Origin of the sequence: Streptomyces sp. NPDC046900 (genome assembly GCF_040644975.1) — a bacterium.
Taxonomy (GTDB): domain Bacteria; phylum Actinomycetota; class Actinomycetes; order Streptomycetales; family Streptomycetaceae; genus Streptomyces.
The window spans coordinates 12,457-39,395 of the sequence record NZ_JBEYXD010000030.1; the positions used below are offsets into that span (position 1 = coordinate 12,457).

Here is a 26,939-nt window from a genome sequence, read left to right on the forward strand (position 1 = left end):
CGTCAGGGCTGGTCCGGCGCCCGCTCCAGCAGCGGCGCCGCGTCGGAGAGTACCTCGGCGATCCTCGCCAGGGTGGCGTCGTCCCGCTCCACGGCTTCCAGCACCGGCCCGCGGGCAGTGTCCCAGCGGCGCGCGACGGCGGCCGGGTCCTCGCCGGTCAGCAGTCCGGCTGCCTGAGCCGCGGCGCCCAGCGCGACCAGTTCCTTCGCCTCCGGCACCTGGACGGGACGACCCGAGAGCCGTCGCACGGTGTCCTGCCAGGCGGTGCCCCGGGCGCCACCGCCGATCAGGAGCAGCGGAGCCGTGCGGTCCGCATCCGCGTCGAGCACCAGGCCGAGGGCGCCCAGCAGCGAGTGCACCGCACCGTCGTACGCGGCCTGGAGCAGCTGGCCGGGTGCCGTGTCGTGCCGCAGGCCGTGCAGCAGGCCCGAGGCGTGCGGGAGAGCCGGAGTGCGCTCACCGTCGAGATACGGGAGCAGCGTCACGCCCCGGCTCGGCTCGACGGCCTCGCGGTCCAGGCCCAGCAAGGTGGCGATCCGGTCGATGGCCAGCGTGCAGTTCAGCGTGCAGGCCAGCGGCAGCCAGTCGCCGTGCGCGTCCGCGAAGCCCGCCACGGTGCCGGTCGGGTCGGTGGGGCGTCGCTTCGAGACCGCGTAGACGGTTCCCGAGGTGCCGAGGCTCAGCACCGGAACGCCGGGGCGCAGGCCGAGGCCCAGCGCGGCGGCCGCATTGTCGCCGGTGCCGGGTGCGACCAGGGTGCCCTTGGAGAACGGCAGGTCATGCGCGTCGCGCACCGTCCCGGCGACCTCGCCGGGCTGCACCACCCGCGGCAGCAGGGCGGGGTCGAGGCCCACATGTGCGAGGACCTCCTCGTCGTACGACTCCGTGGCGGAGGCCCACCAGCCGGTGCCGGAGGCATCGCCCCGGTCGGTCGTGCCCTGTCCCGTCAGGAGTTCGGTCAGATAGTCGTGGGGCAGGCGTACGGCCGCGGTCGCGCGGACGGCCTCCGGCTCGTGCTCCGCCAGCCAGGCCCACTTGGTGACCGTGAAGGACGGCCCCGGCACGCTTCCCGTGCGGTCCGCCCAGGCCTTGGGGCCGCCCAGTTCCTCCACCAGACGGTGGGCCTGCGGCGCCGACCGCACGTCGTTCCACAGCAGGGCCGGACGCACGGGATCGCCGTGCGCGTCCAGAGTCACCAGGCCGTGCTGCTGGCCCCCGATCGACACCGCGGCGGCCTCGTGGGCCGGCTCGCCACACTGGTGCAGGGCCTCGCACAGGGCGTCCCACCACTGCCGCGGATCGCTCTCGCGGCCCGCGCCCGTCGAGACGGTGTGCGGCGCCTGACCGCTCGCCACCACCTGTCCGGTCGATGCGTCGACGACCAGGGCCTTGGTGGACTGGGTGGACGAGTCCACCCCGACGACGAGCGGACCCTCGGCTGCTGACATCGGGCTCTCCCTCTTCCGCGGCTCGCGGGATCTGGTCTGTGGGCGTGTCGCTGACCGGCTGGGCCCGGCGTACACGCATCGTCACCGTACGAAGTCCCCTCGAGGGGAACACTTCGTCTCTTCCCAGACTTGCCTCCGCATACTAATTTGTTAAGCGCCATGACGAAATAGTCTTCAGCGAGCAAGGAGCCGCGGCATGAACTACCAGCCCACCCCCGAGGACAGGTTCACCTTCGGCCTGTGGACCGTCGGCTGGCAGGGACGGGACCCCTTCGGTGACGCCACCCGGCGTGCCCTGGACCCGGCGGAGACGGTGCAGCGCCTCGCCGAGCTCGGGGCCTACGGCGTGACCTTCCACGACGACGACCTGATCCCCTTCGGGTCCTCGGACACCGAGCGCGAGGCTCACATCAAGCGCTTCCGGCAGGCGCTCGACGCCACCGGGATGACCGTGCCGATGGCCACCACCAACCTGTTCACGCACCCTGTCTTCAAGGACGGCGCGTTCACCGCCAACGACCGGGACGTGCGCCGCTACGCGCTGCGCAAGACCATCCGCAACATCGACCTGGCGGTGGAGCTGGGCGCGAAGACGTATGTCGCCTGGGGCGGCCGGGAGGGTGCCGAGTCGGGCGCCGCCAAGGACGTGCGCGCGGCGCTCGACCGCATGAAGGAGGCCTTCGACCTCCTCGGTGAGTACGTCACCGCTCAGGGCTACGACCTGCGCTTCGCCATCGAGCCCAAGCCGAACGAGCCGCGCGGTGACATCCTGCTGCCGACGGTCGGCCATGCCCTCGCGTTCATCGAGCGCCTGGAGCGCCCGGAGCTCTACGGTGTCAACCCCGAGGTGGGCCACGAGCAGATGGCCGGCCTCAACTTCCCGCACGGCATCGCCCAGGCCCTGTGGGCGGGCAAGCTCTTCCACATCGACCTCAACGGCCAGTCCGGCATCAAGTACGACCAGGACCTGCGTTTCGGCGCGGGTGACCTGAGGTCGGCGTTCTGGCTGGTCGACCTGCTGGAGACCGCCGGTTACAGCGGGCCGCGCCACTTCGACTTCAAGCCGCCGCGGACCGAGGACCTCGACGGCGTCTGGGCTTCGGCCGCGGGCTGCATGCGCAACTACCTCATCCTCAAGGAGCGCTCCGCCGCCTTCCGTTCGGACCCGGAGGTCCAGGAGGCGCTGCGCGCGTCCCGTCTGGACGAGCTGGCGCAGCCGACCGCTGGTGACGGACTCGAGGCCCTGCTCTCGGACCGCGGTGCCTTCGAGGAGTTCGACGTGGAAGCGGCCGCCGCACGCGGCATGGCCTTCGAGCGCCTGGACCAGCTGGCCATGGACCACCTGCTGGGTGCGCGCGGCTGATCGTCGTGTGACGCCGCCCGGCCGGCCCTCGCGCGGAATGCTCCGGAATCATGCGATCCATGACATGAGTCCGTATCAACTGCCGCGCGGGGGTCGTGCCCTGAACGGTTCGCGGCGACTCTGGTCGCTATGGCCACGCCGCCCATGCCACCCCAGCCGCCGGGAGACACGCCGCCGTGGGACCACGGTGGGTTCGGTCCTCCGCCCGGAGGGCACCACGGAACGCCTGCCCGCGGCCATCCGCCGGGCGGCTATGATCCGCCTCCGGGTGGCGGACACTGGTCGTCGGGCCGCGGCAGCGGCCTTCCTCCGCAGCCGCCACCGTCACCTCCCGGCGGGCCCGCTCCGCGCCGCAACACCCTGTTCCTCGCGATCGCCGTGGCCGTGGCCCTCGTGATCGTGGCCGTGTTCCTGGCGGTGAGCGGTGATGGCGACTCCTCGCAGCGCAAGTCACCCGCCGACAGCAGTGCCGGCGCGAGCCGCCCGTCGGCCCCGTCCGTCGGCATTCCTTCCCGGCTGCCCTCCGAGCTCCCCTCGAGCCTGCCGAGCAAGCTGCCGTCATGGCTTCCCAGCGAGCTTCCGAGTGACGTTCCGAGCAAGCTGCCGAGCGGCATCGAGTCGCTCTTCGCCACACCCGCGGCATCGCCCTGAGACCGGCCCGCGAGCGCTGGAGAACCGGCGTGCCGTGATCCACGCGCGCGTGGTGTGCGCCCGCTCGATGCCGTTCGTCGTCCTGGGTACGCCCTCCAGTACGCCCAGGACGACGACCAGCCGCTTGCGCGGCCCCGAACAAGCGCGGGTCGGGTTCGCCGAACGCGCTCATACTTGAACCAGCCGCAGTCGCCGAAGGCTTCTGCGGGGCGGCTGAGGGTCGCGGCTCAGGGTTGTATCAGGGTCACCGCCTGGAACCGCACGCAGCATGCTCCCGTTCTCACAACAGAGAGCGGAGCCGCCGAGGCCCGCGAGCGGCCGTGGCCGCGAAGGAGGCGACATATGTCGAGAAACGCGAAGATCGCCGCAGGGGGTGTGCTGGTCGGGCTCATCCTGTTGATCTGGTTGCCCTGGTGGGCCGCCCTCCTGATCGTGCTGGGGGTTCCGGCTGCGGCGTACCTGACCCTGGACCCCTCCCAGCGGCGCCGGCTGCGCCGGGTCGCACGCAAGGAACTGGGCCGCTGAAGGGCTAGTCTCCCGCCAGCGTGCAGGAGCCGGTCACATCACCGCCCGCGGGCCTGCCGACGGCATGGTCCGCGGGCGGCCGCACGCCCCGCTCCACCCAGGCGGTGAGCGCGTCGAAGGCGGCCCGATAGCACGGCAGGATCGGCCGCAGCCGGTCGGGATAGGTGTCGTAGAGGCCGTCCACGTGCGTGCCGCCCTCGATGGTGTAGTAGCGGTGCAGCGGCCCGCGCCCGCTCCGGGTCACCATGCCCGCGTAGACGTCCGAGTCCGTGGCCTTGGGCAGCAGGGTGTCCAGGTCGCCCTGCAGAGTGATCAGCGGCCTGCCGATCCGCCCGGTGAGGGCGACCCGGGCCACCGCGCGATGCACGGACGCCGGGCGTGCCGCATAGTCGTACGCCGCGTCCGAGGGGCAGGGCGCCAGGATCTGCTCCACCGTCGACCCGGCGGACGCGCCCGGGCAGGCGGTGTCGTACCACGGGTCGAACTCGGCCCGGTAGATCTTCTGGGTGACACCCCAGTAGGCCTTCTCGTGGTACGGCCAAAGGAACTCCGACCCGGGCGCGAACCCGGCCGCGTAGAGGTCCTCGTCCCGAGCCGAGCCGAACATCCGGGCAACGGCGACGGGCAGCGACGTCAGGAGGTTCGGGCCGTCTGCCGTCCAGAGGGCGCCCTCCCAGTCCACGCCGCCGTCGTACAGCTCCGGACGGTGCTCCAGTTGCCAGCGCGTCAGGTAGCCGCCGTTGGAGATCCCGGTCATGTAGGTGCGACGGGGCGCGCGGCCGTAGCGTTGGGCCACCGCGCGCTTGGCGGCGAGCGTAAGCTGCGTCGTACGCCGGTTCCACTCGGCGACCGCGTCACCCGGGCGGGTCCCGTCGCGGTAGAAGTCCGACCCGCTGTTGCCCTTGTCGGTCGCCGCGTAGGCGTAGCCCTGCGCCAGTACCCGGTCGGAGATGGCCGTGTCGGTCGCGTACTGCTTGCGCGTACCGGGAGCACCCGTGACCACGAGGCCGCCGTTCCACCGGTCGGGCAGCCGGATGACGAACTGCGCGTCGTGCTGCCAGCCGTGCGTGTTGTTGAAGTGCGAGTCGTCCGGGAAGTACCCGTCGATCTGCAGTCCCGGCACGCCGGACGGATTGCGGGTGGCCTTGGCGGTGAGTCCCGCCTGGTCGGCCATGTCCGTGTACGGGGTCCCGGCGAGCCCGGCCGTCGTCAGATCATCGAGGCAGGCGCTCTGCTGAAGCTCCGCACCGGGTATCCGCACCCGCTCCTGTCGTTCGCAATGGCCACCGCCGACCGCTGCCGCGGGACCCGTGAGGGCCGAGGTCAGCAGGGCGGCGGCGAACAACACGACGCTTCGGGACAGGCGCATGGCGGGGCTTCCGGGTAGGACGGGAGCGCGGGGTGGCCCCATGCTGCGGCCAGGCGAGCGCACCGAATATGGGTGCGGGCCACAGTGGTGCCGTAGCGGGTATGGGGATCCGCAACGCAACCCCCGCCCCAGGGGCTCCGCACTTCGTCTTCCGGTTCAGATGGCCCGCTGGCTCAGAGGGGGCGCACCGCCAGCTTGTCGAGCGCCTCGAGAAGGCCCGGCAACTCCGGCCCGCGGCCCACCGGGACCACCTGGCCGGGCTGCTCGTCGAGGAGGACGAACGCGATGTCGTCGGTCCTCGCGACGATGGACCAGCCCGGGCCGTCGGCACGCAGAGTGCGCGCGTCACCCGGTGCGAACGAGGAACGGACACGCCCGAGAGGCGGAGGAGTGTCCACGTACCCGCGTGCCTCGTCGAGGACGCGGCGAACAGGGCTGCGGGGACTGCTCAGTGTGCTGCCTTCGGCCGGTTCGGCGGGTTCGGCCGGTTCGGCCTGCTCGCCGTCCGCTGACGGGGCTGCTGCGGGTTTGAAGACGGCATCAGCGAGCTGATCGCGCCATATGGCCCACCGGAGCGCGATCTCGTCGGCGCCCAGTCGCCGTTGTGCGGGACCCCAGATGTCGGTGTCCGGCGGGGAGAGCGGTTTGCGGTCGATGATTTCCGGTGCCGGATCGTGCGGCGCGGGCACGCCGGGCGCCGCGACGGCCACGTCCAGCGGCCAGCCCGGCAGGGCGGCGACAACCGTTCGCTCGTCGGGCGACAGGTCGTACTCCATGCCGCAGTCCCAGGAAGCGATCGCCACAGCCACCAGCGAGACATCGTCGATGACCACGGTCCAGCGCGCACCGTCGCTGTCCTGGCCGAGCACGAGTCCGTATCCGTCCACCACAGGTGGCAGGTCGAGGGCCGCGCAGGCCTCCGGATAGTCGTCACCGAGCACACTCGGGAACTGCGCGGGCGTCAGCAGAACCGCCGTCAGCACGTACAGCGCGTCGTCCTCGGCTGCGACGGCCTCCTCGTCCGTCCCGGCCATGCCATCCTCCCCATCGTTCGTCTGTCGGCGCACCCTATTGCGCCCGCGAGCCAGTTGTCACGACTGCGAATCCCACGAGGAGCTGCACTTGTCCGGCGGACCGGGCGAAACGGCCGGACGAAGTCATGAACACGTCGCCCGGGATCCCGGAAACGGGAGACCAATTGCTTCCCGAACGGCCGTCGCCTCGCCGATCTGAGCACACCTCCGGTCGGCGCCATGAAAACCTGCACCGTCCGGTGAAGGGCCCAGCCCATCTGTTCCTCAAGTCAGCGTCGGGGCCTAGCCCCCTGTTTCCTCAAGCGAGTCGAGCGTCGTGCGCAGCCACGTCAGTTCGGCCCGGCTGGTGGCCCGCGCGATGGTGAGGATGCCGCGCCGGAAGGGGTCGTCCAGCTCCTCGGCACGCAGCGGGCGGTCGCCCTCGTAGAAGAAGCTCGTGGGCTGCTGGAGGAAGGCGAGCCTGCGCCGCAGCACGGCTGCCTGTGCCGCCGGGTCCTGCAAGTGCCTGAGGAAGGCCAGCACCGTGAACCAGCGGTTCTCGTCGGTGATGTCGCGTTGCGCGGGTTCCGCGAGCCTGCGGCGCAGTTCCTCCCGGCCCTCGTCGGTGAGGGTCAGGACATGCCGCGGAGCCGCCACCGAGCCGGGCTGGGTGGTCCGTGCCAGCAGTCCCGCCTTCTCCAGCCGCTTGATCGCGGGGTACAGCGTGCTCTCCGCGACGGGACGCACATGCCCGGTCAACGCGGTGATGCGTTTGCGCAGCTCATAGCCGTGCAGCGGAGCGTCGTGGAGAAAGCCGAGGATGGCGAGATCCAGCATGCGTGCATTCTGTCCTACGGACGCGGTACATCAGCTTCGCTATATATCGCATCCGAGGTATCTTCCTGGGCAAGAGGACGGCGGCGAGAGCGCGAAGGAGACGCCGATGAGGCAGGCGGAGTTCGACGGCAGCGGAAGCGTGATCCGCTGGACAGAGACGCCCGGGACAGAACCCGCGCGTGTCTACGTGCACGGACTGGGTGCGTCCTCGGCGGTCTACAACGCACACATAGCGGCACGGCCCGAACTCGCGGGTCGCCGTACTCTCTTCGTCGACCTGCCCGGGCACGGCATCAGTGACCGCCCCGCGGCCTTCGGCTACACGCTGGAGGACCATGCCGACGCGCTGGCCGCCGCACTGGACGCGGCGGCGGTGACCGGGGCCGAAGTCGTCGCGCACAGCATGGGTGGCTCCGTGGCCATCGTGCTGGGCCACCGGCGACCCGACCTCGTCTCACGGCTGGTACTCGTCGAGGCCAACCTCGATCCCGACCCGCCGGTCGGCTCCGGCAGCAGCGGTATCGCCACTTACACGGAGGAGGAGTACGTAGAAAACGGTGGCCACGCGCGCGTGCTCGAGAAGGTCGGTCCCGACTGGGCCGCCACCATGCGCCTCGCCGACCCGCGCGCCCTCCACCGCACGGCGACACACCTCGTGCGGGGCACGAACCCCACGATGCGCCGCCTGCTCGAGGCGATGACGGTCGACCGGGTCTATCTCCAGGGCGAGCTGAGCGGTGAACTGGAGGGCAGAGAAGGCCTGGAGGCCGCGGGCGTGCGCGTGGTGACCGTGCCGGGCGCGGGCCATAACGTCATGTTCGACAACCCGGACGCGTTCGCGGTCGAAGTCGCTGGGGGCTGAAGACTGCTGCGATTGCGTCGACATGCATAGTCGTATGTAGGCATATATCGCCGGCGTGAAGTTTTTCCGAGTGGCCGTGCCGGCAGGGCGTGGGCTGCCAGACTGTCTGGCGATGGGTGATGAACGGCAATATGCTCCCGGTTGAAGGTGACCGTCGCTTCCTGATTAAGGCTGGTATGGGCTGCGAACGCACGGCGACTGTGCACGTCGCCCTGGTTGCGCCGCTGGAGGCCTTGGGCGGATGAAGAAGTTCCGGCCGCAGCCTGGTTTCGTGGTGCAGGGGTACCGGTTCGCGCTGGATGCGAATGCGAATGCGAGTCAGGAGCGGGCGCTGCGCTCGCATTGCGGTGCCGCCCGTGCCGCCTATAACTGGGCGGTGTCGTGGGTGACCGCGTCGTGGCGGCAGAGGAAGGCCGAAGAGACCTACGGCGTCAGCGCGGACGATGTGACGCCGTGGCGGTCGTGGTCGCTTCCCGTGCTGCGGAAGGCGTTCAACCAGGCCAAGCACACCGACCCCCGCTTCACCTCCTGGTGGCAGGAGAACTCCAAGGAGGCCTATAACACGGGCCTGGCGAACGCGTCCGCGGCGTTCGACAACTACGCGAAGTCCAAGCGCGGTGCCCGTCAGGGCGCCCGGGTGGGGATGCCGAGGCGGAAGTCGAAGCGCGTGGCGCGTCTGGCCTGCCGGTTCACTACCGGCACGATCCGTATCGAGGCCGACGGCCGGCACGTCACCCTGCCGCGGCTCGGAAGAATCCGCCTGCACGAGAAGGCCGGAGAGTTGCGGGAGCGGATCCTGGCGGGCACGGCGCGGATCCTGTCCGCGACCGTGCGGCACGAACGGGGACGCTGGTTCGTGGCCTTCCAGATCGAGGCCAGGCGGGACATCAACCGCGTTGCCCGGCCCGACGTGAGGGTCGGCATCGACCTGGGCGTCAAGCACCTGGCCGTGATGGCCGACGGCACCGGGGAGATCCGCTACGCGCCGAATCCGAAACACTTGGATACTGCGCTCGCGCACCTGCGGCGCCTGTCCCGCCGTGTCTGTCGCCGCCGGGGACCGGATGGGCCAACCGGCCGGCAGCCCTCGAAACGATGGCTAAAGGCGAACGAGCAACGCAATCGGCTGCACTACCGGGTGGCGAACCTGCGCGCCGATGCCCTGCACAAACTGACCGCCAAGGTCACCGACGTGTACGGCACCGTCGTCGAGGACTTGAACGTTGCCGGGATGCTCCGCAACCGTCGTCTGGCCCGGAAGATCGCTGACGCCGGGTTCGGGGAGATCCGCCGCCAGCTCACCTACAAAACCCGGCGCGACGGCTGCCGCATCGTGGTCGCCCACCGCTGGTTCCCCTCCTCCAAGACCTGCTCGGAGTGTGGTGCGGTGAAAGCCAAGCTGCCCTTGCACGTGCGGACCTACCGATGCGATGTCTGCGGCCTGGTCCTCGACCGGGACGAGAACGCGGCACGCAACCTCGCCGCCCTCGCGGCAGCAGCAACTGGTACCGGAGTGGCCGGAGACCAGGACGCCCCTCGGGTGTCGAAGCCTCGTGGAGCCGACCAGAAGACCCGCACCACCCGCTCCAGCCGCAAGGCCGGGGCGGGGCGGGCAGGTGGCGCAGCCCTGCCGCACCAGCGGCAGCAGGAAGCGAGAGACCGTACTCAAGCCGAAGTCCAACGCTTCGGTGATGTGACGGACCTTCCGGGCCGGAATACCCGGAATGCTGAGACCTGACTACGGTCTCGGCAACGGTGAGACTCAGACCTCGAGGCGGACGGCCAAGGCGAGGAAACGCGCGTCCTCGTCGGCGTAGGACGTCATCCGCCAGCCGGAACCGGCCAGCAGCGGGCCGAGATTGGACTCGGCGCGCAGATCGTCGGGGGTGATCTGCCGGCCCTGCCGGGCCGCGAGGGCGGCCCGGCCGATGGGATGGAACAGCGCGAGAAGTCCGCCGGGCCGTACCACGCGCGCCAACTCCCGCAGGTTCTCGGCAGGGTGGGGGAGATGTGCGATCAGGCCCGCTGCGAAGACCGCGTCGAGGGACTCCGTGCGCAGGGGCAGCGCCGCCACGTCCGCGAGCAGCAACACGCCGTCACGGTTCCTTCCCGCCCGCACAGCGGCCTCGAGCATCGCCGGGGTCAGATCGGCCCCCAGGACCACTCCGGAGCGCCCCACGGCCGCTCGCAGCGGCGTGAGGGCCCGCCCCGTTCCGCAGCCCGCGTCGAGCACGTGGTCGCCCTCGCGCAGCCCGAGAGCGTCCACAGCGGCGGCGTATGCCGGGCCGTCGTCGGGAAACCGGGTGTCCCAGTCGGCTGCGCGCGCCCCGAAGAACTCCTGAACGTGCGTGTGGTCATCGCTCATGCTTCGCATGATCTCTCACCTCCGCGAACGACGCCGCAGTGCACATGTTCGAGCGTGACGTGATCCTTCCTAGTTCTTTCTGTGTCAGATTCCAACAGCTTTCGAACTGCGCGTCCGTCGCGCGCCCCCGTCGCGACTAGCGTCCCGGAGCCATGGGACACCTGGACCACGCCGCATTCGGCTGGCTTACCCCCGTGCTGTCGTACGTGATGGCGTGCATAGGCGCCGCCCTCGGGCTGCGCTGTATGGTCCGCGCGCTGGGCACCACGGGCAGATCGCGTCGCAACTGGCTCATCACCGGGGCCTCGGCGATCGGCACCGGTATCTGGACCATGCACTTCGTTGCCATGCTCGGCTTCGGCGTCTCCGGAACCGAGATCCGCTACGACGTGCCACTGACCATCCTGAGCCTGCTGGTCGCCATGGTCATGGTCGGCGCCGGCGTCTTTGCCGTCGGCTACGGCAGGGACCGCGCCAGGGCGCTCGTCCTCGGCGGGCTGACGACCGGCCTCGGCGTCGCGAGCATGCACTACCTCGGCATGGCGGCACTGCGGCTGCACGGGACGGTGCGCTACGACCCTGTGTTCGTCGGGGTCTCCGTCCTGATCGCCGTGGTCGCGGCGACGGCGGCCCTGTGGGCGGGACTGAACATCAAGTCACCCGTCGCGGTCACCATCGCCTCGCTTGTCATGGGCGCGGCGGTCACCAGCATGCACTACACCGGGATGTTCGCGGTGAGCGTTCACGTCGCGCCGCCCGGCGCGGCCCTGCCCGGGGCCACGGCGATGCAGTTCATCTTCCCCCTCGCCGTCGGCCTCGGGTCCTACCTGTTCCTGACCTCGGCATTCGTCGCGCTGTCGCCGACCGCCGGCGAACGGGAGGCGTCCGCTTCGGCCCAGCGACCCGTCGAGAGTGTGGCCCGCTGACCGCGGGCCCGGACGTCACGACCCGACATCTTCCGAGCGAGGAGTCCATGCGAACACCCCGTAGGCCCCCCGGGGCCGGCGCCGAGTCGCCGTCCAGGCCGCAGGTCCGCGGTCGCCGGGCGCACGCCGCCCGCCCGGCCGACGAGCGAACCGATGCCGACGAGATCGGTGGCACCGAGTCCGCCCCACCCGTGCGGTCGGGAGGGTGGCGCCTACGCCCGCGCACCGTCAGGGCCAAGGTCGTCTGCCTTCTGATGGTGCCCGTGGTCTCCCTGCTCGCCCTCTGGGCGTACGCCACCGTCAGCACGGCTCAGGACATCGATGGGCTGCGTCAGTTGCAGCGGGTGGAGTCCACCGTGCGTGCCCCGGTCGCCGACGCCGTGGCCGCCCTCCAGACCGAACGCGCGGCCGCTGTGCGCTATGCGACCGACCCGGGGGCCGAGCAACCGGACGACTTGAGGACACTGGCCGGACGCACCGACCGGGCCGTGTCCAAGCTGCGGCTGGGCGATCATCACACCGTCGCCGACGGCACCGATCTGCCCGGCAACGTCCCCGGCCGCCTCGAAGCATTCGTCACCGGAGCCGAAGGCCTGCGTTCACTCCGCGACGACGTGCTCGCCCGCCGGGTCGGTTGGGACGAGACGTACGCCCAGTACACCAGGGCGATCGCCGCGGCCTTCGTAGTGGACGGCGCGCTGTCCGGGGTGCAGGACGCCGACCTCGGCTCCGACGCGCGCGTGCTGCTCGAGTTCTCACGCGCGGGAGAGTCGCTCGCCCAGGAGGACACGGTCCTCTCGAGCGCCCGCCTCGCAGGCACCCTCGACGGCGAGCGCCTGAGACTGTTCACCGGCGCCGTCGACACGCGCCGCGCCCTGACCGCGTCCGCCGTGGCCGATCTGCGCGGATCCCAACAGGCCGCCTGGCAGCGGCTCGCGAAGGACGCCGCGTACGCCGACATCGGCGCCGTCGAGGACAGGGTGCTGGGCGGCCGGCCCGGTGCTCAGGCCGTCCGCTCCGCCCCGACCGCCACCTGGAACCCGGCACACGCGCGTGTGCAGGACGGTATGCGGGCCATCGAGGCGGACGCCGGCCGTGGCGTCGCGCACCGGGCCGATGCCCTCACCCGCGTCGTGCTCACCCCCGCCGGCGCCGCCGTCCTCCTGGGCCTCGCCGCCGTCGCCGCATCCCTCGTCATCTCCGTGCGCATCGGACGCGGACTGGTCGTCGAACTGGTCAGCCTGCGCAACAGCGCCCTGGAGATCGCCCGTCACAAACTCCCGCAGGCCATGCGAAAGCTGCGTGCCGGGGAGGAGATCGACGTCGACGCCGAGGCACCACTCGGGCCGCCGGCCGAGGACGAGGCCGGACAGGTCGCCGAGGCTCTGAGCACGGTGCATCAGGCCGCCCTGCACGCCGCTGTCGAACGTGCGGAACTCGCCAGCGGAATCTCCGGGGTGTTCGTCAATCTGGCCCGGCGCAGCCAGGTCCTGGTACACCGGCAGCTCAACCTGCTCGACAGCATGGAGCGCCGTTCCGACGACCCGAACGAGCTGAGCGACCTCTTCCGGCTCGACCACCTCACCACGCGCATGCGCCGCCACGCGGAGAGCCTCATCATCCTCTCCGGAGCCGCACCCGGCCGTGCCTGGCGCACGCCCGTGTCGCTGACCGATGTCGTACGCGCAGCGGTCTCCGAGGTCGAGGACTACGCGCGCGTGGAGGTACGGCAACTCCCCGAGGCCTTGGTGATCGGCGCCGCGGTCGCCGACCTCACCCACCTGCTCGCCGAACTCATCGAGAACGCCGCGCAGTTCTCGCCGCCGCACACGCGCGTGCGTGTCAGCGGAGAACCGGTCGGCAACGGCTATGCCGTGGAGGTCGAGGATCGAGGCCTCGGCATGGGCAGGGAGACCCTCGCCGACGCCAACCGGCGCATCGAGCAGTCCGAGGTACTCGACCTGTGCGACAGCGACCGGCTCGGCCTCTTCGTGGTCAGCAGGCTCGCCTCCAGGCACGGCGTCAATGTGCACCTGCAGACCTCCCCTTACGGCGGCACGACCGCGGTCGTCCTCCTGCCGACGGCTCTGTTGCACACCAGCGCGGAGGAACGTCCACCCCGGACGGCGGAGGCCGAACGGCACGAAGCCCACGAGTACGCGCGCGTGGCCGCGGCCGCGGAAGGCAAGGAGCCCGTGGAGCAGACCGCGGAACGGCTCGCGCCTGCCGGGTCGGTTCCCGCCGGGGCTCATGCGTCCGCCGACGCCTCGGCAGAGGGCCCGCCGTCGGTGGTCACCACGCTGAGGCTGCACCGCCCCGCGGACGACTCGGAGGGATCCGAGAGCCTGCCCCGGCGCGTACGGCAGGCGAACCTGGCCCCCCAACTGCGGGCTGAGCGCCCGCAGGAGCCTGCGACGGGCACCCCGGGCCCGGCGCGCGACGACAAACGCACCCCCGAACTGGTGAGGGACCGTATGGCGGCATACCGCGACGGCTGGACCCGTGGTGGTGGCCGCGCCCCTGGCAGCGCGACGGGACCCGTCGGCGACAGCAGCGAAGAAGGAGACCTCGCATGATCCAGGACCCGAGCATGAGGACCGCCCAGCGGTCGGGGGAACTCGACTGGTTGCTGGACGACTTGGTGGTACGCGTGAGCGAAGTGCGGCACGCCGTGGTGCTGTCCAACGACGGCCTGGCCGTGGGCGCGTCGACCGACATCAGCCGAGAGGACGCCGAGCACCTGGCGGCGGTCGCTTCCGGCTTCCACAGTCTCGCCAAGGGCGTGGGCCGCCACTTCGGTGCCGGTGGGGTGCGACAGACGATGGTCGAGATGGACGACGCATTCCTGTTCGTGGCGGCCGCCGGCGACGGGTCCTGCCTCGCGCTCCTCACGGCTGTCACGGCCGACATCGGCCTGGTGGCCTACGAGATGGCCCGTTTGGTGAAGCGTGTGGGTGAGCACCTCTACACCCCGCCCCGTGTGGGCGCGCGTCCGCCGGCCGCCGGTTGAGAGCCGGAGGCGGTCGCGGATGACCGAGGAACCGACAGGCGCGCCGTACTTGCCGGGCGGCCGGTGGTACGACCAGGAAGCGGGACCGCTGGTCCGCCCCTATGCGATGACGGGTGGCCGCACCAGACCGGGCCCCAGCGGGGTCCGGTTCGACCTCATCGCGCTCGTCTCGCTCCACACCGGCGCACCGAACGCGGACGACGACACCTCCCTGGGCCCGGAACACCTCGCTCTCATCGACCTGTGCCGTATCGAGACGCAGTCCGTCGCCGAACTCTCCGCAGGCGCCGACCTGCCCGTAGGCGTCGTCCGCGTGCTTCTGGGCGATCTGCTGGAACTGGGCTGTGTGACGGTCAGCCGCCCCGTGCCCCCGGCTCAACTGCCCGACGAACGGATTCTGCGCGAAGTCATCGAGGGACTGAGGGCGCTTTAGGCGATGGACCGGAACCAACGTCAGCCGGACTCGCGCCAAGTTGTGCGCCCGTTCAGGTATCGAACGGGCGAGAGGTGCTCAGATCGGGCAACTGACGATCCAACTCCGTGGAGAGGGACGAAAGTTGCCATGATCCTGACTCCCCACGGATGTACCGATGTCGACCGTTGCCGGCACTCCCGAGAGAAGTGATCGATGGTCTCCGAGCACTCCGACGCCTCCGCGGACGAGACGACCGCCCTGGCGTTGAAGATACTTGTCGCCGGCGGATTCGGCGTGGGCAAGACCACCTTGGTGGGCGCGGTCAGTGAGATCAGGCCGCTGCGCACCGAGGAACTGCTCAGCGAAGCGGGCCAGTCCGTGGACGAGATCGACGGCGTGGACCAGAAGGTCACGACGACCGTCGCCATGGACTTCGGGCGTATCACCATTCGGTCCGGTCTCTCGCTCTACCTCTTCGGCACGCCCGGCCAGGACCGCTTCTGGTTCCTGTGGGACGAGCTCGCGCAGGGCGCTCTCGGCGCGGTCGTCCTGGCGGACACCCGACGGCTCGAGGACTGCTTCCCTGCCGTGGACTACTTCGAGCACCGGCACATCCCGTTCGTGGTGGCCGTCAACTGCTTCGCGGGCGCCCGCACCTACGGCGCCCACGATGTGTCGCGCGCCCTCGACCTCGACCAGGGCACACCTGTGGTGCTGTGCGACGCGAGGGACCGCGACTCCGGCAAGGAGGTGCTGATCCGGCTGGTCGAGTACGCCGGGCGCGTGCACACCGCCCGGCTGCTCGACTCCGTGAGCTGACGCGCTACTCGGCGACGGACGAGAAGGCCAGCACTGTCTCGATCCGCACCCGGACGAGGAGTTCCCCCGGAACGCCGTTGCGGGCGCCGAACTCCTCGGCCCGCTCCTCGCCCATGTACCGGGCGCCGATCCGGGCAGCCCAGAGCCGCAGCTCGTCGAGGTCCTCCGACAGCTCCGCCCGTCCTTGCAGCACGACGAAGTCGAACGGAGGCCGGTCGTCGTCCACGCACAGGGCGACGCGGCCGTCCCTGGCCAGATTCCGGCCCTTCACGGTCTCCTTCCCGGTGTTGAAGACCAGGTCGCCCCTGTCCAGCAGGAACCAGATCGGCGCCACATGCGGACTGCCGTCGGCCCGGACGGTGGAGAGCTTCGCGGTGCGGGTGCCGTGCGAGACGAAGGCTCGCCATTCCTCGTCGGTCATCTTGTGTGCCATGCCTCCATCCTGCTTGCCGGGAAGTCGGTAGTGGGGAAGGCTGGCTGATCGGATCCTCCGGCCAGGAGGAACGACGTCACGGGGAGAGAGGACCATGGCGCAGAACACCGAGCTCGGCTGGCTCCTGGACGACCTGACCGAGCGCGTCGACCACATACGCCACGCATTGGTGCTGTCCAACGACGGACTGGTGACCGGATCGAGCACGGGGCTGCGGCGCGAGGACGCGGAGCACCTCGCGGCGGTCTCGTCCGGGCTGCAGAGCCTGGCCAAGGGCTCGGGCCGCCACTTCGGCGCCGGGCACGCACGTCAGACGATGATCGAATTCGACGATGCGATCCTGTTCGTCACGGCGGCCGGTCCGGGCAGCTGCCTGTGCGTGCTCAGTGCCGCAGAGGCCGACATCGGCCAGATCGGGTACGAGATGACACTGCTCGTGAACCGGGTCGGGGAGCACCTCGCCGTGGAGTCGCGGGACCAGGAGCGCACGCCGACCGTGGACCTGTGACAGTGAGGCGCACCAGCCTCCTGGATCACCCGACGTGAGGCCCAGGTCCTCACGGATGGTCCTCTGACCTGCGGAAACGGCGACCGCGAGAGTTATCCACAGGCAGAAACCGGTATCCGGCGATCCGGCTACGGTTTTCCCGAGGCGGGCGTAGACCACGCTCGCAAGGGACTCCACGGGGGAGAACTGCCATGTCCGGACAGACCATGACGTCAACCGTCGCCGATGCCACCGACAGCGCCGCAGCGTCCGCGTCGCGGCGCAGGTCGCTCGCTCTGAGCGGTGCCGCACGAGAACTGGACCTGAGGCGCGGGGAGTTCGATCTCGCGGTACAACTCGGGTATGTGCGGACCGTCTCCGGGGAGCCGGGAGGGGGACGCCGTGTCAAGTGTGCGGAGATCGATCGCGTGCGGCGCGAAGCCGGTTTCCCCGAGGCGCTGCGGGAGCGGGTCAAGGTGCTGGGCACTCGGGACGGTGCGGCCTTGATGGGGGTGACACCGGTCAGGTTCACCCGGTTCGCACGTCTTGGCCTGGTGGTTCCCGTCAAGTGGTACCTGAACCGCTACCGCGCCGTGGTCTGGCAGTACTTGGCCGAGGAGCTCACACAGTTCGCATCGGGCGAGGCGAACGCGAACCTGCTCACCGGCCGGACGCCGGAAGGGCTGCGCGACCAGCTGGAGGCGGGCCTGGATCTGCGCCCCAGGAACTGGCGAGGGCGCCACCTCGGATTCCAGCTGCGTCAGCTGGAGGATCCATGGGCGAGGGCCGCGGTGGTGGCGTCCCTTCTCGATCCGGCACGGGTGGAGAAGGTCGTCCGTGATCCGTACGAGCGGGCCGAGCTGTATCGCCTCCGGCCCGCGCGACCCGTGCAGGGGCCGCTCGACTCGCCTGCGGTCCGGGTCACCGCGCGGATCATGACGGCAGAGGATCCCGATGAGATCGGATGGCTCCTGGCCGATTTGGGACTGGCCCTCATCGAGGCACGCGGGTACCGGCCCGCGCCGGGGCCGTTGTCGGTGGGCCCGGACGAAGGTCCGTCCGGGAGTCCGTCCGGCTCTCAGGAGCCGCAGCCTCAGCAGGAGCCGACACCGTCACAAGGCATGTTCGGGTGGCTGCGGCGCAGAAACCCGTGACCGGCGCGGCATCCGGGCGTGATCCGGATGCCGGGCGCCCTACGTCAGCGCTGGAGACTGCGGAACAGTCCCTCCTGGACGACCGAGACGAGTAGACGTCCCTCGATGTCGTAGATGCGGCCCCGGGCGAGACCGCGGCCACCCACCGCGATCGGCGACTCCTGGTCGTACAGGAACCACTCGTCCGCGCGGAACGGCCGGTGGAACCACATGGCGTGATCCAGCGACGCCATGTCGAAGCCGCGCGGTCCCCACAGGGGCTCCACAGGGATGCGGACGGCGTCCAGGAGCGTCATGTCGCTCGCGTAGGTGAGAGCGCAGGTGTGCACCAAGGGGTCGTCCCCCAGCGGGCCCACGGCGCGCATCCATACGGCGCTGCGCGGCTCGGCGTCCTTGATCTCCTCGGCGCTCCATCGCAGCCGGTCCACATAACGGATGTCGAAAGGCTGACGCCGCGCCATCCGCTCCAGTGTCTCGGGCAGTGCACCGAGGTGTTCCTCGACCTCCTGCGCCACCGTCGGCAGGGTTTCGGGGTTCGGAACCTTGCGGGCCGGAGGCAACTGGTGATCGAAGCTCCCCTCTTCAGGCTTGTGGAAGGAAGCGGTCAGATTGAAGATCGTGCGGCCCCGTTGTACGGCCGTGACCCGCCGGGTCGTGAAGGACCTTCCGTCACGCACCCGTTCGACCTGGTACACGATGGGCACTCCGGGGATGCCGGGGCGGAGGAAGTACGCGTGCAGTGAGTGCACCGGCCGTTCACCGTCCGTGGTCCGGCCGGCGGCGACCAGCGCCTGCCCGGCCACCTGGCCGCCGAAGACCCGCTGCAGGGACTCCTGCGGGCTGCGGCCACGGAAGATGTTGACCTCGATCTGCTCCAGGTCGAGCAGATCGACAAGCCTCTCGGCTGGGTTCGTCATGGAAGCGTTTCTCCTGTGCTCACAGCTGGCCGACGTCGGTGACCCGGACGACGGCGCGTCCCTCCGCATCGGAGGCCGCAAGGTCGATCTCGGCGCTGATGCCCCAGTCGTGGTCGCCGTTGGGGTCGGCGAAGGCCTGCCGGACGCGCCACAGCCCGTTCTGCGGCTCCTCCTCGATCAGCAGCAGCTTCGGGCCGCGAGCGTCGGGGCCGGTGCCGAGCTCCTCGTACTCGTCCCAGTACTTGTCCATGGCGGTGCCCCACGCATCGGCGTCCCAACCGGCCTCGGCGTCCATCTCGCCCAGCTCCTCGACCTGGTCGAGAGCGGCGAGTTCCACCCGGCGGAACATGGCGTTGCGGACCAGGACGCGGAAGGCGCGGGCGTTCGCGGTGACGGGCTTGACCTCGTCGGCCTTCTCCTGCGCCTCCTCGGCCGTCAGCTCCTCCGGGTTGGCCAGCTGCTCCCACTCGTCCAGCAGGCTGGAGTCGACCTGGCGCACCATCTCGCCGAGCCAGGCGATCAGGTCCTCCAGGTCTTCCGACTTCAGGTCGTCCGGGACCGTGTGATCGAGGGCCTTGTAGGCGCTGGCCAGGTAGCGCAGCACGATGCCCTCGGTGCGGGCGAGTTCGTAGTAGGAGACGAACTCCGTGAAGGAGAGCGCCCGTTCGTACATGTCACGGATGACCGCCTTCGGCGACAGCGGATGGTCGCCCACCCACGGGTGGCTCTTGCGGTAGGTGTTGTACGCCTGGAAGAGCAACTCCTCGAGCGGCTTCGGGTAGGTGACGTCCTGGAGCCGCTCCATTCGCTCCTCGTACTCGAGGCCGTCCGCCTTCATCGCCGCCACGGCCTCGCCGCGCGCCTTGTTCTGCTGGGCGGCCAGGATCTGGCGCGGGTCGTCCAGCGTGGACTCGACGACCGAGACCATGTCGAGGGCGTAGGAGGGGGACTCCGGGTCGAGGAGTTCGAATGCGGCGAGTGCGAACGTCGACAGCGGCTGGTTGAGCGCGAAGTCCTGCTGAAGATCGACGGTGAGGCGCACGATGCGGCCGGTGGGGTCCGGCTCGTCGAGCTTCTCGACGATCCCGCCGTCCAGCAGCGAGCGGTAGATCGCGATCGCGCGCCGGATGTGCCGCAACTGCTGCTTGCGCGGCTCGTGGTTGTCCTCCAGCAGATGACGCATCGCCTCGAAGGCGTTCCCCGGCCGGGCGATCACCGACAGCAGCATCGTGTGGGTGACCCGGAAGCGGGAGGTGAGCGGCTCGGGCTCGGCGGCGATCAGCTTCTCGAAGGTGTTCTCGGTCCAGCCGACGAAGCCCTCCGGTGCCTTCTTGCGCACCACCTTGCGGCGCTTCTTCGGGTCGTCGCCGGCCTTGGCGAGCGCCTTCTCGTTCTCGATGACGTGCTCGGGCGCCTGCGCCACGACCAGGCCCGCCGTGTCGAAACCCGCGCGTCCCGCGCGGCCCGCGATCTGGTGGAACTCCCGGGCGCGCAGCGTGCGTACCCGGTTGCCGTCGTACTTGGTCAGCGCCGTGAACAGCACGGTGCGGATGGGAACGTTGACGCCGACGCCCAGTGTGTCCGTGCCGCAGATCACCTTCAGCAGACCGGCCTGGGCCAGCTTCTCCACCAGACGCCGGTACTTGGGGAGCATGCCGGCGTGATGGACGCCGATGCCGTGCCGTACGTAGCGGGAGAGGTTGCGGCCGAACTTGGTGGTGAAGCGGAAATTGCCGATCAGTGCGGCGATCTCGTCCTTCTCCTCGCGCGAGCACATGTTGATGCTCATCAGCGCCTGCGCCCGCTCCACGGCCTGGGCCTGCGTGAAGTGGACGATGTAGACCGGGGCCTGGCGGGAGTCCAGGAGGTCGGTGAGCGTATCGGTGAGGGGGGTGAACCGGTACTCGTAGGAGAGCGGTACCGGACGGGTCGCCGAGCGGACCACCGCGGTCGGGCGTCCGGTGCGGCGGGTCAGGTCCTTCTCGAACATCGAGACATCGCCGAGCGTCGCCGACATCAGGATGAACTGCGCCTGAGGCAGTTCCAGGATCGGGATCTGCCACGCCCAGCCGCGGTCGCCCTCGGCGTAGAAGTGGAACTCGTCCATGACGACCTGGCCGACATCGGCCTGCCGGCCGTCGCGCAGCGCGATGGACGCGAGGACCTCGGCTGTGCAGCAGATCACAGGGGCGTCCGCGTTGACGGAGGCGTCGCCGGTCAGCATGCCGACGTTCTCGGTGCCGAAGAGCTTGCACAGCTCGAAGAACTTCTCCGAGACCAGAGCCTTGATCGGCGCCGTGTAGAAGGTGACCTCGTCCCGGGCGAGCGCGGCGAAGTGCGCCCCCGCGGCGATCATGCTCTTGCCGGAGCCGGTGGGAGTCGACACGATCACGTTCGCTCCCGAGACGGCCTCGATCAGCGCCTCCTCCTGGTGGGGATAGAGGGTGAGGCCGCGATCCCCGACCCACGCCTCGAAGGCTTCGTAGAGGGCGTCGGGGTCTGCGGTCCTGGGGAGCTGATCGATGAGGGTCACGTCCCCATCTTGCCTGCCCCGCGACCGGATGGGGGAATCGGATGCCGGTGCGAAGATCGTCAACGCTACGCTGTGGCGCCGACAACACGTCAGTGCACATCGACAACTGAGCAGTGCGACAAGAAGAATGGGGCGGGAAGCGGCGATGATGGGACCAGCACACTCACTGTCGGGGGCCGCGGCCTGGCTCGGGGTGGGGGCGGCCGCTGCCGCGGCGGGCCACCCGATGCCCTGGCCGGTGCTTCTGGTCGGTGCTCTGATCTGCGCGGGAGCCGCGCTGGCCCCGGATCTGGACCACAAGGCGGCCACCATCTCGCGGGCCTTCGGACCCATCTCCCGCGGGGTGTGCGAGATCGTCGACAAGCTCTCCTACGCCGTCTACAAGGCGACCCGGAAGCCGGGCGACGCCCGTCGCTCGGGCGGCCATCGCACGCTGACCCACACCTGGCTGTGGGCGGTGCTGATCGGTGCGGGCACCGCCGCCGCGGCCGTCGCGGGCGGCCGGTGGACGGTACTGGGCATCTTGTTCGTCCACATGGTGCTCGCGATCGAGGGACTGCTGTGGCGGGCGGCCCGCGGTTCGAGCAGCGATGTGCTGGTGTGGCTGCTCGCCGGTACCAGTGCCTGGATTCTGGCGGGAGTGCTCGACAAACCCGGCAACGGTTCGGACTGGCTGTTCACCGAGCCGGGACAGCAGTACCTGTGGCTCGGCCTGCCGATCATCCTGGGTGCTCTGGTGCACGACATCGGGGACGCGCTGACCGTCTCGGGCTGCCCGATCCTGTGGCCCATACCGCTGGGCCGCAGGCGCTGGTACCCGCTCGGCCCGCCCAAGGTGATGCGGTTCCGGGCGGGCAGCTGGGTGGAGCTGAAGGTGCTGATGCCCGTGTTCATGCTGCTCGGCGGCGTGGGCTGTGCCGCGGCGCTCAACTTGATCTGAGCGCGGCCCGGGGCGGCGGCCTACTGATCTCTCTCAGTGCCCGCCGTCTGCCCCGCCCCGCCGTACCGGCGCTCGAACTGGGCGATGCGCCCCTCCGAGTCCACCGTCCGTGCCTTGCCGGTGTAGAAGGGGTGGCTCTCGGACGAGATCTCCACGTCCACGACCGGATACGTCTCGCCGTCGTCCCAGTCGATGGTCTGATCGCTGGTCGCGGTGGACCGGGTCAGGAAGGCGTAGCCGGCGGCGCGGTCGCGGAAGACGACGGCGTGGTAGTCGGGGTGCTTGTCCTGCTGCATGACTGCTCCTGGCGGGGGTGCGGGGACCAGCGGCATCAGCCGGACGAGGGCTCCTCGTCGACGATGTGTACGGCGGCTTCCTCGGCCGAGGCCGCCGCGCCGTCGATACCGACGTCGCTGGCGATCAGCCCGCTCTCCTCGTCCTCGTGCGCTCCTTCGCTGGGGGCGACAAGGCGGCCGGAGCGGACGTCGCCCACCTCGTTGTCCAGGGGCTCCCCCTCGCCGTCCGGCCAGTCCCCGATGTCGTCGCCGTCCGGGGTCGCGATGTCCGGGAGTTCCTCGGCGAGGCGTTCGTCCAGGGTTTCGCCGTGGTGTCGTTCGGACGCGGTCACGCCCACGTGCTCTACCGCCCAGGGCCGCTCCGGCGGTGACCAGCCGCGGTCGAGAGGGTCGCCGACCCCGTCGGAGAGCAGGGTGTCCTCGGCGTCGAGCAGCCCCGCGTCGTCCTGCACCTCGGATCCGTCGGGCTGGTAGACGTCGTCTCCCCAACCGTCGGTGCTGTCCACGGGTACCTCCAGGTGATGGGCGGAACCGGGCGCCGCCAAACACGACGCCGGACGCGGGGGTCGCCGGGCGTGGGCCACGCCCTTCCGACCGATGACTGTGGCACATCCCCCGCGCTGTTCCACCTCCAGACTTTCACTTTGCGATGCCCCCGCGCAACGGCAGCCGTGGTGGCGCCGCGGCACGGGGGCATCGTGCGTGGAAGGGGTCCTGGGCAGGCCGCCGACTGCCCGGTCGCGGACCTGCCCCCGGCCCGGTGCCGCGTCAGCCGTGCCAGGACCGCCACAGCGCGGCGTACGCCCCGTCCGCAGCGACCAGCTCGTCATGGCTGCCCAGCTCGCTGATCCGCCCGTTCTCGACGACGGCGATGACATCGGCGTCGTGCGCGGTGTGCAGCCGGTGCGCGATGGCGACGACCGTGCGCCCGTCCAGCACACGGGAGAGCGAGCGCTCCAGATGACGGGCCGCACGCGGGTCCAGGAGCGAGGTGGCCTCGTCCAGGACCAGCGTGTGCGGGTCGGCGAGCACCAGCCGGGCCAGCGCGATCTGCTGCGCCTGTGCGGGAGTGAGCGCGAGCCCGCCTGAGCCCACCTCGGTGTCCAAACCCTCGTCCAGGGCACGGGCCCAGCCGTCCGCGTCGACCGCGGCCAGCGCGGCCCACAACCGGGCGTCGACCGCGTCGGTGGAGTCTCCGCCGGCGGGGAGACGGGAGTGCGGGAGGGCCAGCAGGAGGTTGTCCCGCAAGGAGCCCACGAAGACATGGTGCTCCTGGTTGACCAGGGCAACGTGCGAGCGCACGCGCTCGGCTGGCATCTGCGACAGTTCCGCGCCGCCGAGGGTGATCCGGCCGTCCCGCGGTGCGTAGATCCCGGCGAGCAGCCGGCCGAGCGTGGACTTGCCCGCCCCGGAGGGACCCACCAGAGCGAGCCGGGTGCCGGGCGCCACCTTCAGGGAGATCCGGTGCAGTACATCGACTCCGGCACGGTAGCCGAAGCGCACCTCGTCGGCCTCCACGTCCAGCCCGTCGGGGCTCAGTGAGGTGTCGCCCGCGTCCGGCTCGATGTCCCGGACCCCGACCAGCCGGGCCAGCGACACCTGGGCCACCTGCAGCTCGTCGTACCACCGCAGGATCAGGCCCACGGGATCGACGAGCATCTGCGCGATCAGCGCGCTCGTGGTGAGCTGGCCGACCCCGATCCAGCCGTGCAGGACGAACACCCCGCCGATCATCAGCACCGAGGCCAGGACCGTGACGTGCGTGATGTTGATGAACGGGAAGAGCACCGAGCGCAGCCACAGCGTGTACCGCTCCCAGGCGGTCCACTCCTTGACCCGCCGGTCGGAGAGGGCGATGCGCCGGTCGCCGAGACGATGCGCCTCGATCGTGTGCCCCGCGTCGACGGTCTCGGCGAGGACGGCGGCCACCGCGGCATAGCCGGCGGCCTCGGAGCGGTAGGCCGAGGGAGCCCGCTTGAAGTACCAGCGGCAGCCGATCACCAGCAGCGGTACGGCGAGCAGCACGGCCGGGGCGAGCTGCGGAGCCGTGACCGTCAGACCGCCGAGCAGCAACAGCACCCACACCACGCCGATCGCCAGCTGCGGCACGGCCTCCCGCATCGCGTTGGCGAGCCGGTCGATGTCAGTGGTGATCCGGGACAGCAGATCACCGGTACCCGCCCGCTCCAGCACGCCCGGCGGCAGCCCCACCGCCCGTACGAGGAAGTCTTCCCGCAGGTCGGCGAGCATCCGCTCGCCGAGTACGGCACCGTTCAGCCGCACCAGCCGCACGAACACGGCCTGAACGGCGAGCGCGAGGACGAACAGGGCGGCGGTGCGTTCCAGGTGGAGCTCCCGCGTACCGTCCGACACGCGTTCCACGAGTCCGCCGAGCAGGTAGGGGCCCGTCATCGAGGCGATGACGGAGACCGTGTTCACGCCGATGAGCAGCAGGAAGGCCCGGCGGTGCCGGCGGAACAGTTCGGCCACGTACGAGCGGACGGTCTCCGGGGCGCCGACGGGCAGCGTATGCGCCACCGTCGGGGCCGCCGGGTCGTACACCGGTGGCGCCACGCCGGTCATGCGGTCTCCTCGATCTCTTCCAGTTCGGCGAGCATGTCTTGGGCCCGTGCCTCTTCGGCCCGTGCCCCTCCGATCCGTGCTTCGTCAGCCAGCACGTCATCGGTCAGCACGTCATCGGCCAGTACGTCGACGGCCGGTTCTTCGTCGGCCGGTAGGGCGTTCCGTGCCGCGGTCTCTTCGTCGGTTTCGCGGGTCACCACCGCTCGGTACCGGGTGTCGCCGTGCACCAGCTCGCGATGCAGGCCCACGGCCGCGACCTGGCCTTCGTGCACCAGCACAACGCGGTCGGCACGGTCCAGGACCAGGGGCGACGAGGTGAACACCACCGTCGTGCGGCCCTCCCGCAGCTCCCGGAGCCCCTCGGCGATCCGGGCCTCGGTGTGCGAGTCGACCGCGGACGTCGGTTCGTCCAGGACCAGCACCTGGGGATCCGTGATCAGTGACCGGGCAAGGGCGAGCCGCTGGCGCTGGCCGCCGGACAGGGACCGGCCGCGCTCGGTGATCCGCGCGTCCATCGGGTCGGCAGCGGTCGGCGAGCCCTGCGTGAGCGCCTCCAGGACGTCGCCGCACTGCGCCGCGGTGAGTGCCTCCTCGGCGCCGACCTTGCCCGAGGCGGGCACATCGAGCAGTTCCCGCAGCGAACCGGACAGCAGCACCGGATCCTTGTCCTGGACGAGTACGGCGGTCCGGGCCGAGTCGAGCGGGAGTTCGTCCAGCGGGACGCCGCCCAGAAGCACCGAGGCGCCCTCCTCGGCGGAGTGCCCGCCCAGCCGTTCGGCGAGCACGCCCGCCGCGTCCGGGTCGCCGCAGACCACGGCGGTCAGCTGCCCGGCGGGCGCGAGCAGCCCGGTGGCCGGGTCGTACAGATCCCCTGCCGGCTGGTACGCCTCGCGGGAGCCCGCCGAGTCCATGGCGCGTTCCAGTGAGAGCACCCGGGCCGCGCGCCGGGCCGACGGCCGTGAGAAGGAGTACGCCATGGCGATCTCCTGGAAGTGCTGCAGGGGATAGGTGAGCAGCATGACGGCGCTGTACACGGTGACCAGCTCGCCGACGGCGATCCGGCCCTCCTGCGCCAGGTGCACACCGCGCCAGACGACCGCGATCATCAGCAGCCCCGGCAGCAGCACCTGGACCGCCGCGATCAGCGACCACATCCGGGCGCTGCGCACCGCTGCGGTTCGCACGTCCTGTGAGGCCCTCCGGTAGCGGTCGAGGAAGAGTTCCTCGCCACCGATGCCGCGCAGTACACGGAGGCCCGCGACAGTGTCCGAGGCCAGTTCGGTGGCGCGTCCCGCCTTCTCCCGCTGAGTGTCGGCACGCCGGGTCGCCCGGGGCAGCAGCGGCAGGACGGCCAGTGCCAGCGCGGGCACGCCCACCGCGACCACCACGCCGAGTGCGGGCTGGTAGACGACGAGCGCGACGCAGACCGCCACGACGGTGAGCGCGGCGGCGCTGAAGCGCGAGACGGCCTCGACGAACCAGCCGATCTTCTCGACGTCCCCGGTGGACACCGCGACGACCTCGCCGGCCGCGACGCGGCGGGTCAGCGCGGAGCCGAGTTCCGCCGTTCTGCGGGCCAGGAGCTGCTGGACCCGTGCGGCCGCGGTGATCCAGTTGGTGACCGCGGTGCGGTGCAGCATCAGGTCGCCCACCGCGATACCCACCCCGCACAACAGCAGCAGCCCGCCGGTCTGGACGAGCCGCGCGCCCGAGCGATCGACCACGGCCTGAACGGCGAGGCCGACGCAGAACGGCAGCCCGCACACGGACAGGAAGTGCAGCAGCCCCCACGCGAGGGACTTGAGCTGTCCGCCCAGTTGGTTGCGGCCGAGCCACCACAGGAACCGGGGACCCGAGCGCGCGTCCGGCACACCTGGGTCGGGATACGGAAGGTCTCGAATCTGCATGACGTCCCAGTGGCTCGTGTCACGGATGGATCGGGCCAGGGTGCGGAGGCGGGGGCAGCGCCTACGAGCGTCCGCGAATGGCCGTA

At 70.5% G+C, this 26,939-nt stretch carries 25 protein-coding genes; 13 read left to right on the plus strand and 12 right to left on the minus strand.

Annotation, left to right across the window (positions count from 1 at the left end; all coding sequences use genetic code 11):
- Positions 1-2: 2 nt before the first annotated feature.
- On the minus strand, positions 3-1,448 hold the full coding sequence (gene xylB, locus ABZ904_RS26325) for a xylulokinase (RefSeq protein WP_360994101.1): 1,446 nt from the start codon (positions 1,446-1,448) through the stop codon (positions 3-5).
- A 196-nt stretch (positions 1,449-1,644) separates the two neighbouring features.
- Between xylB and xylA the strand changes: the two genes are divergently transcribed.
- The 3 genes from xylA (at position 1,645) to ABZ904_RS26340 (ending at position 3,987) form a co-directional block, all read left to right on the plus strand.
- Positions 1,645-2,811 (plus strand): xylose isomerase, encoded by a 1,167-nt coding sequence (gene xylA / locus ABZ904_RS26330; RefSeq protein ID WP_361825844.1) that lies wholly within the window; start codon positions 1,645-1,647, stop codon positions 2,809-2,811.
- 384 nt (positions 2,812-3,195) lie between these two features.
- Positions 3,196-3,462, plus strand: a complete 267-nt coding sequence (locus ABZ904_RS26335; protein ID WP_359397284.1) for a hypothetical protein — start codon at positions 3,196-3,198, stop codon at positions 3,460-3,462.
- Between the two features lie 342 nt (positions 3,463-3,804).
- On the plus strand, positions 3,805-3,987 hold the full coding sequence (locus tag ABZ904_RS26340; protein WP_359397282.1) for a hypothetical protein: 183 nt from the start codon (positions 3,805-3,807) through the stop codon (positions 3,985-3,987).
- Between the two features lie 4 nt (positions 3,988-3,991).
- Here ABZ904_RS26340 and ABZ904_RS26345 read toward each other — a convergent pair whose 3' ends face one another.
- The 3 genes from ABZ904_RS26345 to ABZ904_RS26355 form a co-directional block, all read right to left on the minus strand.
- Positions 3,992-5,356, minus strand: a complete 1,365-nt coding sequence (locus ABZ904_RS26345) for a tannase/feruloyl esterase family alpha/beta hydrolase (protein ID WP_360994096.1) — start codon at positions 5,354-5,356, stop codon at positions 3,992-3,994.
- A 173-nt stretch (positions 5,357-5,529) separates the two neighbouring features.
- Positions 5,530-6,390 carry a hypothetical protein gene (locus tag ABZ904_RS26350; protein ID WP_360994093.1) on the minus strand — a complete coding sequence of 287 codons (861 nt, stop codon included), beginning with the start codon at positions 6,388-6,390 and terminating at the stop codon, positions 5,530-5,532.
- 282 nt (positions 6,391-6,672) lie between these two features.
- Complete coding sequence (locus ABZ904_RS26355; protein ID WP_359397275.1) at positions 6,673-7,206, minus strand: PadR family transcriptional regulator; 534 nt, start codon at positions 7,204-7,206, stop codon at positions 6,673-6,675.
- 106 nt (positions 7,207-7,312) lie between these two features.
- On the opposite strand from ABZ904_RS26355, the gene ABZ904_RS26360 reads away from it, so the two are divergent.
- On the plus strand, positions 7,313-8,068 hold the full coding sequence (locus tag ABZ904_RS26360) for an alpha/beta hydrolase (RefSeq protein WP_359397272.1): 756 nt from the start codon (positions 7,313-7,315) through the stop codon (positions 8,066-8,068).
- A 241-nt stretch (positions 8,069-8,309) separates the two neighbouring features.
- The gene (tnpB, locus tag ABZ904_RS26365) at positions 8,310-9,806 is read left to right on the plus strand and encodes an IS607 family element RNA-guided endonuclease TnpB (protein WP_361825848.1); all 1,497 of its coding nucleotides are present in this window, start codon (positions 8,310-8,312) and stop codon (positions 9,804-9,806) included.
- 24 nt (positions 9,807-9,830) lie between these two features.
- Here the strand turns inward: tnpB and ABZ904_RS26370 are convergent, their stop codons facing one another.
- Complete coding sequence (locus ABZ904_RS26370) at positions 9,831-10,442, minus strand: class I SAM-dependent methyltransferase (protein WP_361825850.1); 612 nt, start codon at positions 10,440-10,442, stop codon at positions 9,831-9,833.
- A 143-nt stretch (positions 10,443-10,585) separates the two neighbouring features.
- Between ABZ904_RS26370 and ABZ904_RS26375 the strand changes: the two genes are divergently transcribed.
- From ABZ904_RS26375 to ABZ904_RS26395, 5 genes are all read left to right on the plus strand, one after another.
- Entirely contained in the window at positions 10,586-11,359 is a 774-nt protein-coding gene (locus ABZ904_RS26375) for an MHYT domain-containing protein (protein ID WP_361825852.1), read from the plus strand.
- 47 nt (positions 11,360-11,406) lie between these two features.
- On the plus strand, positions 11,407-13,935 hold the full coding sequence (locus ABZ904_RS26380) for a nitrate- and nitrite sensing domain-containing protein (protein WP_361825854.1): 2,529 nt from the start codon (positions 11,407-11,409) through the stop codon (positions 13,933-13,935).
- Entirely contained in the window at positions 13,932-14,369 is a 438-nt protein-coding gene (locus ABZ904_RS26385; RefSeq protein WP_359397262.1) for a roadblock/LC7 domain-containing protein, read from the plus strand. The genes ABZ904_RS26380 and ABZ904_RS26385 overlap by 4 nt, the downstream gene beginning before the upstream one ends.
- A gap of 19 nt (positions 14,370-14,388) precedes the next feature.
- Entirely contained in the window at positions 14,389-14,802 is a 414-nt protein-coding gene (locus ABZ904_RS26390) for a DUF742 domain-containing protein (protein WP_359397259.1), read from the plus strand.
- Positions 14,803-14,997: 195 nt separating this feature from the next.
- Complete coding sequence (locus ABZ904_RS26395) at positions 14,998-15,603, plus strand: ATP/GTP-binding protein (RefSeq protein ID WP_359397256.1); 606 nt, start codon at positions 14,998-15,000, stop codon at positions 15,601-15,603.
- 4 nt (positions 15,604-15,607) lie between these two features.
- On the opposite strand, the gene ABZ904_RS26400 is transcribed toward ABZ904_RS26395, so the two are convergent.
- Complete coding sequence (locus ABZ904_RS26400) at positions 15,608-16,036, minus strand: PPOX class F420-dependent oxidoreductase (RefSeq protein ID WP_359397254.1); 429 nt, start codon at positions 16,034-16,036, stop codon at positions 15,608-15,610.
- A 94-nt stretch (positions 16,037-16,130) separates the two neighbouring features.
- On the opposite strand from ABZ904_RS26400, the gene ABZ904_RS26405 reads away from it, so the two are divergent.
- The gene (locus tag ABZ904_RS26405; RefSeq protein WP_361825857.1) at positions 16,131-16,544 is read left to right on the plus strand and encodes a roadblock/LC7 domain-containing protein; all 414 of its coding nucleotides are present in this window, start codon (positions 16,131-16,133) and stop codon (positions 16,542-16,544) included.
- A gap of 191 nt (positions 16,545-16,735) precedes the next feature.
- Entirely contained in the window at positions 16,736-17,677 is a 942-nt protein-coding gene (locus ABZ904_RS26410) for a DUF6397 family protein (RefSeq protein ID WP_361825859.1), read from the plus strand.
- Positions 17,678-17,721: 44 nt separating this feature from the next.
- Here the strand turns inward: ABZ904_RS26410 and ABZ904_RS26415 are convergent, their stop codons facing one another.
- Positions 17,722-18,594 (minus strand): acyl-CoA thioesterase II, encoded by an 873-nt coding sequence (locus ABZ904_RS26415; protein WP_359402535.1) that lies wholly within the window; start codon positions 18,592-18,594, stop codon positions 17,722-17,724.
- Between the two features lie 19 nt (positions 18,595-18,613).
- The gene (locus tag ABZ904_RS26420; RefSeq protein WP_361825861.1) at positions 18,614-21,127 is read right to left on the minus strand and encodes a DUF3516 domain-containing protein; all 2,514 of its coding nucleotides are present in this window, start codon (positions 21,125-21,127) and stop codon (positions 18,614-18,616) included.
- 145 nt (positions 21,128-21,272) lie between these two features.
- Here ABZ904_RS26420 and ABZ904_RS26425 point away from each other — a divergent pair, with 145 nt between their 5' ends.
- Complete coding sequence (locus tag ABZ904_RS26425; protein WP_359402529.1) at positions 21,273-22,067, plus strand: metal-dependent hydrolase; 795 nt, start codon at positions 21,273-21,275, stop codon at positions 22,065-22,067.
- A 20-nt stretch (positions 22,068-22,087) separates the two neighbouring features.
- Here the strand turns inward: ABZ904_RS26425 and ABZ904_RS26430 are convergent, their stop codons facing one another.
- The 4 genes from ABZ904_RS26430 to ABZ904_RS26445 all read right to left on the minus strand — a co-directional run bounded on the left by ABZ904_RS26430 (position 22,088) and on the right by ABZ904_RS26445 (position 26,853).
- Positions 22,088-22,363 (minus strand): type B 50S ribosomal protein L31, encoded by a 276-nt coding sequence (locus ABZ904_RS26430; protein WP_359402526.1) that lies wholly within the window; start codon positions 22,361-22,363, stop codon positions 22,088-22,090.
- A gap of 35 nt (positions 22,364-22,398) precedes the next feature.
- Positions 22,399-22,869, minus strand: coding sequence for a DUF5709 domain-containing protein (locus tag ABZ904_RS26435; protein WP_359402523.1), 471 nt, complete (start codon positions 22,867-22,869; stop codon positions 22,399-22,401).
- Between the two features lie 262 nt (positions 22,870-23,131).
- Positions 23,132-24,946: an ABC transporter ATP-binding protein gene (locus ABZ904_RS26440; RefSeq protein WP_360994068.1), complete on the minus strand. Its 1,815-nt coding sequence runs from the start codon at positions 24,944-24,946 to the stop codon at positions 23,132-23,134.
- Positions 24,943-26,853, minus strand: a complete 1,911-nt coding sequence (locus tag ABZ904_RS26445) for an ABC transporter ATP-binding protein (RefSeq protein ID WP_359402517.1) — start codon at positions 26,851-26,853, stop codon at positions 24,943-24,945. The genes ABZ904_RS26440 and ABZ904_RS26445 overlap by 4 nt, the downstream gene beginning before the upstream one ends.
- Positions 26,854-26,939 lie beyond the last annotated feature (86 nt).

Excerpts from the sequence above, each read along its gene's own strand:
- xylB (WP_360994101.1), bottom strand. The coding sequence starts at position 1,448 with ATGTCAGCAGCCGAGGGTCCGCTCGTCGTCGGGGTGGACTCGTCCACC.
- xylA (WP_361825844.1), top strand. The coding sequence starts at position 1,645 with ATGAACTACCAGCCCACCCCCGAGGACAGGTTCACCTTCGGCCTGTGG.
- ABZ904_RS26340 (WP_359397282.1), top strand. The coding sequence starts at position 3,805 with ATGTCGAGAAACGCGAAGATCGCCGCAGGGGGTGTGCTGGTCGGGCTC.
- ABZ904_RS26345 (WP_360994096.1), bottom strand. The coding sequence starts at position 5,356 with ATGCGCCTGTCCCGAAGCGTCGTGTTGTTCGCCGCCGCCCTGCTGACC.
- ABZ904_RS26350 (WP_360994093.1), bottom strand. The coding sequence starts at position 6,390 with ATGGCCGGGACGGACGAGGAGGCCGTCGCAGCCGAGGACGACGCGCTG.
- ABZ904_RS26355 (WP_359397275.1), bottom strand. The coding sequence starts at position 7,206 with ATGCTGGATCTCGCCATCCTCGGCTTTCTCCACGACGCTCCGCTGCAC.
- ABZ904_RS26360 (WP_359397272.1), top strand. The coding sequence starts at position 7,313 with ATGAGGCAGGCGGAGTTCGACGGCAGCGGAAGCGTGATCCGCTGGACA.
- tnpB (WP_361825848.1), top strand. The coding sequence starts at position 8,310 with ATGAAGAAGTTCCGGCCGCAGCCTGGTTTCGTGGTGCAGGGGTACCGG.
- ABZ904_RS26370 (WP_361825850.1), bottom strand. The coding sequence starts at position 10,442 with ATGCGAAGCATGAGCGATGACCACACGCACGTTCAGGAGTTCTTCGGG.
- ABZ904_RS26375 (WP_361825852.1), top strand. The coding sequence starts at position 10,586 with ATGGGACACCTGGACCACGCCGCATTCGGCTGGCTTACCCCCGTGCTG.
- ABZ904_RS26380 (WP_361825854.1), top strand. The coding sequence starts at position 11,407 with ATGCGAACACCCCGTAGGCCCCCCGGGGCCGGCGCCGAGTCGCCGTCC.
- ABZ904_RS26385 (WP_359397262.1), top strand. The coding sequence starts at position 13,932 with ATGATCCAGGACCCGAGCATGAGGACCGCCCAGCGGTCGGGGGAACTC.
- ABZ904_RS26390 (WP_359397259.1), top strand. The coding sequence starts at position 14,389 with ATGACCGAGGAACCGACAGGCGCGCCGTACTTGCCGGGCGGCCGGTGG.
- ABZ904_RS26395 (WP_359397256.1), top strand. The coding sequence starts at position 14,998 with ATGGTCTCCGAGCACTCCGACGCCTCCGCGGACGAGACGACCGCCCTG.
- ABZ904_RS26400 (WP_359397254.1), bottom strand. The coding sequence starts at position 16,036 with ATGGCACACAAGATGACCGACGAGGAATGGCGAGCCTTCGTCTCGCAC.
- ABZ904_RS26405 (WP_361825857.1), top strand. The coding sequence starts at position 16,131 with ATGGCGCAGAACACCGAGCTCGGCTGGCTCCTGGACGACCTGACCGAG.
- ABZ904_RS26410 (WP_361825859.1), top strand. The coding sequence starts at position 16,736 with ATGTCCGGACAGACCATGACGTCAACCGTCGCCGATGCCACCGACAGC.
- ABZ904_RS26415 (WP_359402535.1), bottom strand. The coding sequence starts at position 18,594 with ATGACGAACCCAGCCGAGAGGCTTGTCGATCTGCTCGACCTGGAGCAG.
- ABZ904_RS26425 (WP_359402529.1), top strand. The coding sequence starts at position 21,273 with ATGATGGGACCAGCACACTCACTGTCGGGGGCCGCGGCCTGGCTCGGG.
- ABZ904_RS26430 (WP_359402526.1), bottom strand. The coding sequence starts at position 22,363 with ATGCAGCAGGACAAGCACCCCGACTACCACGCCGTCGTCTTCCGCGAC.
- ABZ904_RS26440 (WP_360994068.1), bottom strand. The coding sequence starts at position 24,946 with ATGACCGGCGTGGCGCCACCGGTGTACGACCCGGCGGCCCCGACGGTG.
- ABZ904_RS26445 (WP_359402517.1), bottom strand. The coding sequence starts at position 26,853 with ATGCAGATTCGAGACCTTCCGTATCCCGACCCAGGTGTGCCGGACGCG.